The sequence below is a fragment of the uncultured Proteiniphilum sp. genome (assembly GCF_937873925.1).
Taxonomy (GTDB): domain Bacteria; phylum Bacteroidota; class Bacteroidia; order Bacteroidales; family Dysgonomonadaceae; genus Proteiniphilum.
The window spans coordinates 1-13567 of record NZ_CALNAT010000193.1 but is presented as its reverse complement, the minus strand read 5'-3'; the positions used below and the strand labels follow the sequence as shown (position 1 = coordinate 13567).

Sequence of the window (13567 nt, the reverse complement as noted above, 5' to 3'; positions counted from 1 at the left end):
TAAAATTGTATATCTATGGCTCTCTTTCATAGAAAGAAACGAATTCTTTTCCGGAAAAAGGATACAATTCACTGGTGTCATTTCATTTTCAAATTGTAATTGTCTGTAGATACCCCTATATAATATCGGATAAGAGATATGATAATTGCTCGGTCAATGAAATCGGCTATTCAATGCTGAGAGTGTATTGCATGTTTAAAAGCTTTTTTTTGTTTTTAAAACATATTGCAAATGTAAATGAGATATATTGTTTACAACTGTAAAAAATGATTTTAAACCTGTGTATAGTGATATTTTATGTTAAAAATCCTCCATAATTGTTCTGATCTTTTTGTAGATTATTTGTTTTCAGTTTGCGATAACACTTTTAAAGAACTTTCTATGTATTTTTTGTGTAACTGTTTGCTGTAGTCATGTTTTTACTTGAGAGTATTGGATTTTGACCAGTAAGCAGCCATTATTTGGTTGCTTACTGGTCGGAATAATTTATTGTCCGGCCTTACATAATACCGGCCTGGCAAAATCACTGTTCATGTTTTGGGGAAGTTGGTAAACATTTCCTTTCCGGTCGCAGAAATATAATCTGGATTCAGATGGCTGACGTCCGTGGCCATCCGCCCAAAAAGCATAGAAGTCAGGATGTACAGGGATAGGACGCCGGGCGTAAGTATGATTATATTTGCTATCTTTAGTCAATATTTTCAACTTCTTCCATGTTTTTCCCTGATTCTTGCTCTCCCACATTTCCATTTCCCCGCCGGTATTATAGGGTTGGGGACCCATGGCGGTGGGAGCAATCACTCTCCATCGTCCTCTCTTATCCGTATAAATCGATCCTGCATCGTAGTTATTACCGGCAGGAGAAAGAGGATTAATCACCCATTTTTTTCCTGACCACCAGGCGGTATGCCACATTCGCGGCCCGTCCCCGGGACCGGGCATGGGTCCCTTACTCGTAATATAAAGGATAACAGGATGTCCTTTCGGATCGAAGTGTAGATCGGCTATATATACGTTGCGTTCTTCCGCGTCGTAATCATGTACCAATGCTTTATTGGCAACTTCCGTAAGAGGTAACTCAATCGAGGATCCCTCTGCGGTAGTCCAGGTTTTCCCGAAATCATCCGATTGCAGGTAATACAAGTTGGTACGGAAGTCCAGACCACCTCTCACGGGTCGGTTGGGATGGTAGTTAAAGGAGGTACCGATCCGTTTTCCCTGGTTGCCGCTGGTCTGGTATTGTCCCTGATGCAGCAAAGACAAATCTTTCCATTCCGACCATTCCACACCATCCTTACTGGTCATCCATCCAATTACCCGTCCCCCGACCTTTTCGTAATGGGTGAACAAACCGGCGAAACCTTCTTCCGGCGAATAGTACATTTGTAAATAGGAAAAATTATCCAATGGCACTTTTTCCCCGTTCACGATTTTCGTAGCCGGCACCCGTACAAATTCCGTAATATCATAAGGTGCTTTGCTTTTATGAATAAATGAAGGGCGGCCGGTTCCGTGTGAAGTAGAGAAAATCCAGATATAACCGTCTTTATCTACCTGCATCACCGGGTTGTCATGCGCATCGTTGGTAGCTTTATCCAACACAATAGTAGGGCGTGGTACTTGTCCTGTCTTATGGTCGAAATAGGATACCATATGCAACAAGGTTTTTCCGGTTCCATCAGTTCCTCCGTAGCAGAAAAAAGTCTTATCCACAGCTTTCACATATACGGAGAATGGATAGTGGTTTGCCGGATAAGTGCCCAAACCGCCGCTGTATTTGTAACGATATTCGTTCTTGACCGGTCCGGATTGTCCTGCGCCTGCAATATGATACCAGATACCCCGGTATCCGTCTGTCTGCTGGTTGATTAATTTCGCTTTACCATAAATATCAGTCTGTGCCGTAATTGAACTGACCCCCAGGATCAGCCCTATAAATAAGATAGATTTTTTTAAGTTCATTCTGTTTATTGATTTTATTATTTTAATAAGGATTCCCAGTCAGAAGTCAAATAGGCTATGGTAACCTGTTTGAGTAATTCCGCGTTGTTATTCCTGAGACAGTGATCCTGCAAATCTTTAAAAATATAGTATTGCAGCCAATAACCGTTGTGGTATTTATCCCTTACTGAGGTGCCCTGTTTCAATTTGGCGTACCAACTTGTATTCACGCCTGTTTGTTGGGCGACAGCAACCGCATCATGCGCCTGTTTCCACAGGTTCTCCGCCATCCTGTCTTTCAGTTTCAGGTAATTTTTATGCTGAAAATCAGCCGGATCGTATAATTCGCAGCGGTCGTCTATACCCAGTCCGATCAGGCTGATGGTTTCCTCGAACTGGTGGTCCCCGTCCATATCGTATTCGATCAGGTCGATAAAGCCATTGTTGTCGGTATCGGTATATTTAACCGTTGCAAAGACTTTCGGTTCCCCGGGTTTCCATGTACGGTTGAAGCCCTGGTAGTATTTGGCCTGTTGGTCGATCCGCCAGCAACCCCATTCTGCCCCGTACAAATGTAACCGGCCGTCAAACTTACTGATGTAAAGTTTGCCCCCACCGGAGTTGTCCACATCCCATTCACCCCGATCGCCGGACGAATCCGATTGGGGGTGATTGTCGATACCCCCTTTGTTGTGGCCTATTTTAAAAGGGTCCAGCGGATCCAGGAATTCCACCCTTTCCCAACGGTGGCAGTCATCATCTTCATCATATACAAAGTAAACCTTGTTCCATTTTCCCTTTTTAAAGATGAGGTCAGGCGTCTGGTCATGATTCGGATAGATTAACTCTTCAAGATGCCTCCACCGCGGGTCGATAAAAAAGGAATCGGCCGCGGCAAGACCTTTGAAGTTCGGGAGAGGCTGTACGTGGTCGGCATAACCAAACCCTTCGCCCCGAAAGCCTAATGTGAAATCAAAGTCGAACTCGTGACCTGTCCCGTTGTCGTTATCCAGGTCGACCGAGATCGATACCCAGTCCATCTTGCCGGAGAAATACATTGTTTGAGGATTTACCGTTTTCGTGGAATCGTTGAAATAGCGGGGTGAATCCACCAGCCGGATGGCCATTTCCGTCAGGCCATCGTCGTCCGGATCGTAAAAAAGGAAAGGATTTTCCCAATTAAACCGCAGGTCTTCCATCCGGTTGGTGGCGGCATGTACCTTCAGGAAAAGGCTTTTCCCGCTGTAGTCTTCTATGAAGTCGGAGGTGCCGCTGAATTCCCATGCCTTCAATTGGAAAGTGTTCCAGTCGATATAGTTGAATACCTGGTCTTTATCAGTATCCATCACCCACATGTAATGCCCGTGCGGCCACACTTTTTCATCCTCTGTTGCCGGATATTCAACAATCAATTGCATATCGGCAATGCCATCACCATCGGTATTGCACCATTTGATGATCAGATCTCCCAAACCGCCGTAGATCCCGTCTTTATTGCGGTCGATGAGCAGACAGTCACTGTCGGTATCCCCTTCCAGGTCGCCGTATTGCATGTCATCGTCATCGTCGATCCACAGGATGGGTGTATTATTGATTGTCACGCTTTTGATCGCATCCGGATCACCGTCGCCGTCAAAGTCGATGTATTCGACCTGGTAATCCGGGGGCGGGGGTGGAAGCCGGTAAGGTATAATCGGAAGATTTTGGTTCCAATAGCCGTTTCCTTGTCCGGAAACAAATAACGGAACGATCATGAAGATCATGAATAATGCTTTCTTCATAGGAAGATTATCTTTTTGGCAATTTAATTACTTCACTGCCGGCAAGCAGGAATGCCCCTGTTCCATATACCTCCCAACTGTCTTCAGAGAAATTCTTCTGCGGATCTCCGCCTATCGGCTGCACCCAACCTACACGCCCTTCCTCATTTACGCAGCCGGACAAACTCACCCAGGCTTTTTTTACCGCGGGTAAATATTTCTTTTTGTCCAGTAATTTATTGTTGATCCCCCATGCGAGTGCATAGCAAAAGAATCCTGAACCGCTGACTTCTCCGCCGGGATAAGATTCGGGATCGAGTAAGCTGGCCCTCCATAACCCGTCTTCCTGTTGAAGTTCGAGAATCCGGTCGGCCATGTCTTTGTATATTTTCTCATAGAAAGGGCGTTGCGGATAATCGGACGGTAAATCCTGCAGGATACGCACCAAACCACCCATCACCCAGCCATTGCCCCGGGACCAGAAAATCGGTTGCCCGTTCGCCTCTTTACGGGCAGATCCATCGGGGTTAAGCACGTACCTTAAATCCCTGGCAAAAAGGCGTTCGTCCTGATTGTATAAAAGGTCGTAACACTCTTTGAAATACCGGTCGTTATGAATCAGGTACTCTTCGTTCCCGGTAGCCTTCCATAGCTTTGTCATTACCGGCGGTGCCATAAACAAAGCATCGCACCACCACCATTTAATGATGTCAACCTTCTCTCTCGACGGATAAGGATTCGCCATGAAACGAGCGATGGTGTCGATCGTAGGTTGGATCATCTCCTGTTTTTTCTCTATCTGGTAAAGGTCGATATATGTCTGGCAAATGGCCACATCGTCGGCATGATAATACCGCCTGTAAGGCTGCCATTGGGTCTTATCCCCCAATTCCATCAAAGCATTGTAAATGTTTTCCGACTTTGTAGTTTCCCACGTAGCAAATACACCGGCATAAAAAGCCCCGTTAGTCCAATCTTTTATATTATGCTTCGGGTTTTTTAACTGCCACTCGGCAGCCTTAAGCATTGTTGACTTAATGTAGTTGTCACTGAAAAAGGCAGCCTGCGATTTGTTACCCGAAGCTCTATTCGCGCTACAAGCATAAACGGAACTTAAAACACAAATAAATAATAATAAACGATTCATTCTTTTACCCATAATAATTAAGTTGTAATGTTGCAATATTGATTTTTAGTGATAAGTTGTCTTTTGTTGTATCTTTTTTGTATTATTGGTACGGGGTTCTCGCGACATCTTTCTCAAGGAATTTATCGAAACTATAGGGTTCCCCTGCTATGCTCATAATCCTTTTGACTATAAGTTCCCGGCTGATCGCGTTGAAGTAGTTAATCCCGTTCACCATACTGCTGGTTTCCTCACTACGGTATATTCCGGATTTGTAACCGTACGCTCCTTCGTAGATGTTGGGACGAATATAACCGGATCTACCGATGAAATGTGCCCATCTTACCTGGTTGGGGTCGCTGGTTAAATCAACGTTTAACAACCTTCCTTCTTCCCATGCTGCCCGTAACTGATTCTCTTCCGAAGCGGATAAGGTACCGGTAGCGGTACTGGTTTCATCAGCGAGTAATCCGAAAGAAAATCCTCCGCCCTGACGGATAACCACATCGGTAAAATCGGTATATAGGCCGGAAGCAGAATTCTTGTATACCGGAACTAAGGCGATACTCCTGCGATCGTTGGTCACGTGGGATGCCCCTCCTACGCGCTTCTTATTTAAAATGACGACCGTTGCCATATCCGATAGAGCGGCATCATCCACTCCGGGTATGTTCTTTACATATTGATATACATTTTCGGGTTTGCAGGTTATTGTATTTCCGTTGAAGTTGGATTCAAAAACAGTGTTCAGTCTAATCGATCTGTCAGACTCGGAAATTCCATAGTCATCCGAATAAGCGGCCACTTTCCATACTTCAAAATATTCCCGGTAGGACTTATACGGTTCCACTGAGAAAAAGGCCTCTACCGCTTCTTCTATATATCTGTCAAATAAACCGTTATAATTATGGTCGATCTGTTGAAACCCATCTCCCGTAAAAGCGATGCGAACCGGATTCAACCCTGTGGTATGGCTTTGCACGCGAACGGCTTCCCCATCGGCATAAAGCGTTTTTTCCCCTGTTGTAAAGTGCCGGATCGTGCTCTGGCGGGTTTCTCCGCCTTTTGTGGCCGACACCCTCCAGTAATAATGGGTATGAGGGTTTAATATGTTTTTTGGGATCAATATTCCTTTATTAACCGCCGGAACAGAGGTCCAATTGGACTGGTCGGTGGAATACTCGACCCTGTATGCACCATCCGGTAACAGAACCGAGTTATGCCACCGGAACTCCGGCGCGCAACTGACACCTGTCATTCCGTCTTCCGGGTACACTTGCAGAGGATTCGAAGGAGTATATTCCGTTTGTGTTGCGGAATAAAACAGATCGGGTGAAAATTCGCTGGGCCGGTACACACTCCGGTGTGTAAATTCCTCTCCCGTATAATCGGCAATTACCACTTCCGATATATCCCCCGGGAGCGTAATGATTTTTTCTTCCTGGTCAGTGGAAGATGTATAAGTAATTTCCTCGTAAATATATTCCTCTACACCTTCCATCGAACGGAGTTTAATCGTGGCTACGGAGTTCTCTAACCCGATACTATTGATATTCCGGAGTGACAACCTTTGCTCATAGGCTTCTCCCAGCGCTCTTCCAAGCACTTCTACTTTCATAGAGTGATTGCCTGCATTATCATACGTGTGAAAATTGAGGGTATAGTTCCCTTCGCTTAACCCTTCGATCAGAAGCGTCGTATCCTGACTGGATGTAACAGGCATTTCCAGACTTTCCTTATTATCCGACCAGAATACTTTTACTTTCGTCACCCGCGGATCGGTGATCGGTTTCCATGTAACAAGGATACGGTTCCTGCCGGGATATGTTTTAATCGAATCCAGCTTTGCATTATAAATGATCGGGCCGCTTTCTAAAAATTCAGCATATGTCTTATCCATTTTGTCACAAGACCATATAATTCCTAAAAGGATAAAGATAACAACTTTAATTAATTTAATGAAAGGGTTGCAAACATACCGATGATGATTATATAATTTTTTCATTTAATCCTATTTTTTAAGTCGATATTTCAATAAAATTTAAACTAATAATCCAATAGAGATTAATTATTTCCTCCCTTGCCTGCCGCGCTTCCATAGAATTGCAATTCGGAGCATGACCAATAATTCTGGTTACCCCAGGTAGAGAAAACCTTGTAACGGATGTATCGATAAGCAGGGGTATCTTCCGGAATATCAAAACTTTCCCCTCTATGGGTGGTTTGCCGGTCCTCCTCCGTGCTGTATGCATTGCCGGGAGTTGTATTTCCCGAGGGTCTTACGGATTCATAGGTGTCAATTTTGTTCCATGTCTCATAGGAGCCGTCCGGGGAGGGGTTATTGCTTCCCCATAATTCAAATATTTTAGGATGAGTGAAATTATATAACTGATCATAGGCTATTGTTGCTCTGCTCTGTCTTTGCCACCAGACAATCCTGCTGAGGTGATAGGCTTTCCCCAGATCGATGGATATGCTGCTTGGTAAACCGGAATATTGTAATCCTGTTACCGGGTTTTGAAAGAAAAAATAAGCGCCTGATGAAGGAAACGGGGCAGTTGTATAACCATCCCACATAGTTTCCACATTCCCAGCCCCGGGGGCTCCCGAGTGATATACATTGACCCCTGCGAGGGGATACTCATAGGTGATATCGGACGGCAGGGGATGACTTTTTATCAAACTTAAGTCAGCCAACGCCTCGAACAGCGGAGTAGTGGTAATCAACAAAGTATCGGAGATATTTTGCCAGCGGTCGCGGCATACAATACCGAAGGTTTGTTCCACCGCTTCCAGTCCGCGCACATAGAAAGTTCCGCTTTCGAGATTGGTATAAAGTGTTTGGTATTCCACCCACTTATCCGTATTGTCTTTACCCAGGAAGGCAATTTGCAGATAAGATTTTGTCGGATTCTGATAAATAGCTTTTACTCCTCCGAAAATCGGACTGATTTCAAGGTCTTCGGCAACAGCCAGATATGGAGGGTGAGTCGGGGAAACGGTTATATTTACCGGTTCGGATCGGATTTCTGAGAAGCTTACACTGTAAAGTGACACCGCATAGTCTTTGGCCTCGGTAAACCCTTCCAAAGTAAGTGTCCTGGTATAAAATGAACCTTTGGTTTTAGTTACCCTGCCATTAATTTCAACCACCGCTTCCACATAATTGATATTCTCATCTTGTGGTACCTGATATTCAATAATTGCCGCCCCGCTGATATTTTCGATCTTGGTAACCGTAACCGCTTGGGGAACCGCTTTACTATCCCCTATCGGGTTGTTGAGGTCGGCCCTGCCGTCACATGACAATACCGTGAACATGATCACCAGAAAGACAATCGGGGTCGAAAGTCGTTTCGTGAGGCAAATATTTCTGTGAAAAAGAGTATAGTTCATATCGTTTTCTTTATTAGTATCCATAATTCTGAACCAGATTTTCATTTTTTTGCATTTCTGTTGTGGAAATAGGCCAAAAATAATCTTTCATATTAAATAAGGGTTGTATTATTGTAACCGGAACATAATATGTTTCTTCCGTTCTTCCGTAAACATACCAGCCGGTAATAGGTTGATTCAACACGTCGTATGCTGTTTTCCATCGCCTCAGATCCCAATATCCCTTACCCTCAAAAGCCAGTTCAATCGTTCGTTCCCTTTGGATGATCTCTCGGCGTCCTTCCTGGGTAAGGGGTTTTTCTGGATTGCGTGAGTAGATGCTCCAGCTCCATTCTACTCCATTCAATCCGGCGCGTCCCCTGACCCTGTCCACATACTCCAACACATCTTCTTTTGCTCCGCCTGCTTCGTTCAGTGCCTCGGCATACAGGAGGTAGAGGTCGGCCATTCTCATCACAGGCCATGCATAAGGTTTTGCCGATGCTGATGTTCCTGCAACCACACTAAGGTAATGGTTCAGTTTTTTTGCCGAATATCCGGTGAGATTATGTCCGTTCAGGTAGATGCTCCCTGCTCCGTCACTCAGTTTCATCTTTGCATAGAGCGGATTCTCCTCATCCAGAAAAGATGAACCGAACCATACGTTCCCATCGAATACCATGTCGGCATAGAACCGTGGCTCGCGGTCGAAGTTAAGTCCTGCAGTAGTGTATCCCTGCCTGATATAGTACTTCTCCCGGGAGGTTGCAACCCGCAGGTCGTAACGCCCTGTGTAGTTATACGTCACATCTTCATCAATAGGTACCCCGTTTTTTGAGTAAAACTTGTGGACGAAATTGAGCGGGATATTCATTCTGGCAGTATAAGTACCGGAAGTTGAGCCATCCACTAATCCGCGGGGCCAATTATAGGCTGATATGGTGCCTGATCCGCCTACCCAGCAGTTCGGGTTAGCCCATATAATTTCATCATTCCAGTTTTCGGTGAACGACCCACGAATGCTTAATTTTGTTTTGGTTTCATCCGAAATGTCGAGATTGCCGTCGAAAACATAGAGGGTATGTCCCAATGCTTCCAGAAAATCAATTGCTTCTTTAAAAGCCTCGGTTGCCTCGATCCAACGTTGCAACTTCTCCTCATCCGATTTTTCCGGGTTAAAAATAGCGATTCCCCGGTTATCGATAATTCCCGCCTGATCGGTATTGCCGTTAAATAAGGGACTTGCTCTGGTTACCATCACATCTGCTTTGACAGACATGGCAATACCTTTGGTTATTCTTCCCAGTTCTTCCACTTCATTGGTGATGTAATCAGGAATATTTTCATTATTAATGACCTCATCGAGTAAACCGATAATGTAATCAAAACATTCATCCAGCGTATTCCGGTACACTTTACTCTCCTCGATAGAGACACCTACCGATTGATTTTTATCTTTTATATAAATAGGCCCGTACTGACGAACGAGCCAGAAATGATAGTAAGCTTTCAAAAAAGCTACCTCTCCTATCCATCTTTGTCGCTCATCTTCATCTATATCCGGTACCAGGGCTATATTTTCCAGAAAGATATTACAGTCGCTGATTCCCTGATATAAAGAAGCATTGGGGCTGTTCAGGGCATTATATCCTCTCCATGCATCTGCATAGGGAGAGTCTGCCGTTTGGTTTCCGTATTGGATATTGCTCCCCACAGCGCCTAAAGATCCATTCTCGCTTATACTACTGGTCGCGCAGAAAAAATCCTCTCCCGCTGTCAGTCCGGGGTTGGAGGTTATAGTCCCTTGCTTTGGCATATATGAATAACAGGTAAACAAATATTTTTCTGCTTGGTACCGTGTCTTGAATGCATTATCTATGGTGGCTATCCCATCGGGAACAATGTCCAGATAGTCTGCACAGGATGTGAATAATCCTGTAATTACCGTCATTACAACAATAATTCTTTTCGCTATATTCTTCATAAAACCGGATTATTAAAAAGTTATGTTTATACCCATATTATATACTCGCTGAATAGGATAGTTAAAGGCACTTGATCCCTGCTCTACATCCCATAATTTAAACTTGCTCCATGTCAATAAATTAATGCCACTCAGATAAATCCTTAAATTCTGGATCCCGATAGTTTTGGTCAGAGTGGAAGGCAAGGTATAGCCCACTTCAGCGGATTTTAACCTCAAAAACGATCCGTCACGCATAAACCATGTACTGGTCTGATTATTGTTATTTATACTCGAAGTGGATAAACGCGGCCAGATCGCGTATATGTCGCGGTTATCCTCATTCCAGTGACTCTCCGCGATAAATTTTGTCAGCTGATTTATCCCATGCATCCCATTGCTTGTGTCCCTGCGGAAAAAAGGAGAGGTCTCATTATAGTCTATCCAGAACGATTCGTTCCCTAACCCCTGGAAAAATACGGAAGCATCAAAGCTCTTGTATCCGAGAGAGGCGCCGAAACCGTATATGATCTCAGGTATGGTCGGATAACCTATAGGTACCCTGTCTAATGCTGTAATTTGGCCGTCATTGTTCACATCCCTGTATTTTATATCCCCCGCGATATAGGTGCCGAATTGGGTAGGGGAGTTGGCCACTTCATTATCATCGATAAATAACCTTTCGGCAATATAGCCCCACATCTGATTGATCGGGTAACCAACCCTGGATAACCACCATTCGTTTTCGTAATAAAGTTCATCATAGACCAGATATTTACTTCTGGCAAAGGTGAAGTTACCCATCAGTTGTAACCAGGTAGATGAATTGAAAGATTTATCGTAGGTGAGGGAAAGATCGACACCATACGCTTTCGCTTTTCCTACATTGGCTTGTGGAATCTGCCATAAACCCATGGTGGAAGGGATGTTTGACCTTGTTTGCAGGATATTTGAACGGTCTTCAAAATAATATTCTCCTGTGAAAGATAATCCGTTTTTTAACTCAAATTCCAATGCAAAATTTGTTTTCCTTGCTATTTCCCAGGTAATATTCGGGTCGGAATATCTACTAACGGAAATACCCACATTATTGTATCCTCTTTCGAATCCGAAATATTGTCTCAGGTCCTGATTATCCATATTGATCTCCGAAAGGTAAAGGAACCGGTCATCACTTATTTTATCGTTCCCTACAAGGCCGTACGTAGCTCTTAACCTGAGTGAGTTGAAAAAATTGTTGGATTCAGCGAACCACGGTTCTTTTGCAATATTCCAGGCAATTCCTGAGGAGGGGAAAAATCCGAACCGGTTGTCTTTATAGAATCTTTCCGAGCCATTATACCCGAAGTTCAATTCCAGAAAGTACCGGTCATCATAGCCATACGTGAATCTGCCGGATAACCCTACGTTCCGATAAGGAAGAGATGCCTGTACGCTGCCGGCTCCCAACGAAGCATCATTTCGTAACTGATACACCAACATCCCGCTAATACTATTTTTATCGAAGACTCTGCTATAATTTAATGCTCCCTCGAAATATAGATTTGCTGTAGGAACATCGATAGTACTGGTATAGCTGAGATAATCCGTACCACTTTCAGGATTAAGATTTACTATGGAATATGTATTGTCTAAACGGTTATAAGAACCCAATCCATACCAGAATGGATTATAATTGCGGGAGATTGAATGAGACGAAATACGCAAGACATTGAAAAGTGCGCGTGCAGATAATCCCTCAGTTAAAAAATTCAGATCCTGGGTTACTTCCAGTTGAGCCGAAAGATTAGACCTGCCGGATTCCCGATATCCTTTTACCATTTCTGCGTACGGGTTGAGATAGTATGTATTCCCTGACTGCTGATTCCCAAAGAGAATGTGATCCGTATACTGATGAGCCTCGTCAGGCGGATAATAGGCGGGGAAAAGAACCGGATTACTTCTCATTATAAGGGAATACATTTGCGATCCGGTGTAAACAGGGCCTGTATAATCGGTAAAGGAACCGTTAAATCTGCTGGAAATTTGTGTTGTTTTTGTCGGTTTAAGGGTAATGTTCGACCGAACGGTAAACACGTCATTCGATATCCCGTTATTGAAATTGTTTCTTGAGTCTACTTTTAATATTCCGGTATCGTGCGTATAAGATCCCGTCAGATAATATGTGACCAAATCTCCCCCACCACTAATGCTTAGGTTAACACGTTGATTCCTCGTGTTGTTTTTAAGCAGCTCGCTATACCAATCCGTAGCCGGATAGATTAATGATCCTGATCCGGGGACGGTATTGTATATCTTATCGTCGGAATAGAGTTGCTGGCCAAGCGGATCCCTTGAAGTGATAGCCTGGTTATGTAATTTCATATAGGTGACAGGATCGGCCAGTTCTAAATTCTTTGTCGGAGAGGATACGGAATTTTCTACCCGTATAGTTGTCTTTATTCTACCCGGTTGTCCTTTTTTCGTCGTAATAAGTATAACACCGTTCGCCCCACGGGCGCCATACAGCGCAGTCGCAGCAGCATCCTTCATTATAGAGAAGCTCTCTATATCGTCCGGTTGTAATTGCGCTAAATCGGTTGCACTCAATTCAATATTGTCGATCAAAATAAGAGGATTTGTATTTGATCCGAAAGTTGTGATCCCTCTCACAAAGAAAGACGCATTATCCGATCCGGGTTCACCCGTCCTCTGAAAAGAGATCAATCCCGGGGCTCGTCCTGCCAGGGACGTGGTCAGGTTACTTGAGGGTACCTTTAAATCCGCTGGCTTAACGGTTGTAATAGCTGAGACCACACTTTCCTTCTTTTGCTTTCCGAAAGCGACAATGGTCACTTCGTCCAGTTCGCTGGCGGCGGGAGCCAGTGCGACCTCGATAAATGTCTTTTTATCCACTTCGATGGTTTGAGAATCCATTCCCAGGAAAGAAAAGACCAACTTATCGGAAGGCAAGACACGTATCTCAAATGTTCCGTCGATATCCGTAGTAACTCCTCTTGTAGATTTATCTACAAGGATGCTCACTCCGGGAAGAGGTTGCCCGGTTTCTGCCTCAATGACTTTTCCCCTCACTTGTACCTGTTGTGCAACCAGGCTTAAGGGTAAGAAAAGAGTAATACATAATAAAAGATTCAATTTTCTTTTCATCTCATTTTTTTAGTTTTTTTAGATTAATGACTTAAGAAATATTTGTTTAATGGGGATTGTTACGTCTGTTTTTATTGCCATGGTATCCGGTTGGTTTATACACAAGTTTACACTTTCCCTCTTCACGTTTGGTGAAGTAAAGAAAATGTGATACCCTATTATTATATGTTGAAAAGGAAGGTGTTTAAAAAACGTAGAACGGAAAAGTAGTGTTAATCGGATAATGTCAGCTAAATATATGTAGAAGAGGCATTT

The 13567-nt window shown here is 43.9% G+C and carries 7 protein-coding genes; all 7 read right to left on the bottom strand.

Annotation, left to right across the window (positions count from 1 at the left end; genetic code table 11):
• Nucleotides 1-486: 486 nt before the first annotated feature.
• A complete protein-coding gene (locus Q0502_RS13255; RefSeq protein WP_298651478.1) occupies nt 487-1962 on the bottom strand; it encodes a BNR-4 repeat-containing protein in 1476 nt (491 codons plus the stop codon).
• Nucleotides 1963-1979: 17 nt separating this feature from the next.
• Nucleotides 1980-3722: a hypothetical protein gene (locus tag Q0502_RS13250; protein WP_298651475.1), complete on the bottom strand. Its 1743-nt coding sequence runs from the start codon at nt 3720-3722 to the stop codon at nt 1980-1982.
• A 7-nt stretch (nt 3723-3729) separates the two neighbouring features.
• On the bottom strand, nt 3730-4848 hold the full coding sequence (locus Q0502_RS13245) for a glycoside hydrolase family 88 protein (protein ID WP_366521795.1): 1119 nt from the start codon (nt 4846-4848) through the stop codon (nt 3730-3732).
• An 82-nt stretch (nt 4849-4930) separates the two neighbouring features.
• Entirely contained in the window at nt 4931-6727 is a 1797-nt protein-coding gene (locus Q0502_RS13240; protein ID WP_298651469.1) for a DUF4998 domain-containing protein, read from the bottom strand.
• A gap of 164 nt (nt 6728-6891) precedes the next feature.
• The gene (locus Q0502_RS13235) at nt 6892-8247 is read right to left on the bottom strand and encodes a DUF5000 domain-containing lipoprotein (RefSeq protein WP_298651466.1); all 1356 of its coding nucleotides are present in this window, start codon (nt 8245-8247) and stop codon (nt 6892-6894) included.
• Complete coding sequence (locus Q0502_RS13230; protein ID WP_298651464.1) at nt 8237-10186, bottom strand: RagB/SusD family nutrient uptake outer membrane protein; 1950 nt, start codon at nt 10184-10186, stop codon at nt 8237-8239. The genes Q0502_RS13235 and Q0502_RS13230 overlap by 11 nt, the downstream gene beginning before the upstream one ends.
• Before the next feature lie 12 nt (nt 10187-10198).
• Nucleotides 10199-13312: a TonB-dependent receptor gene (locus Q0502_RS13225; protein WP_298651462.1), complete on the bottom strand. Its 3114-nt coding sequence runs from the start codon at nt 13310-13312 to the stop codon at nt 10199-10201.
• Nucleotides 13313-13567: the final 255 nt, after the last annotated feature.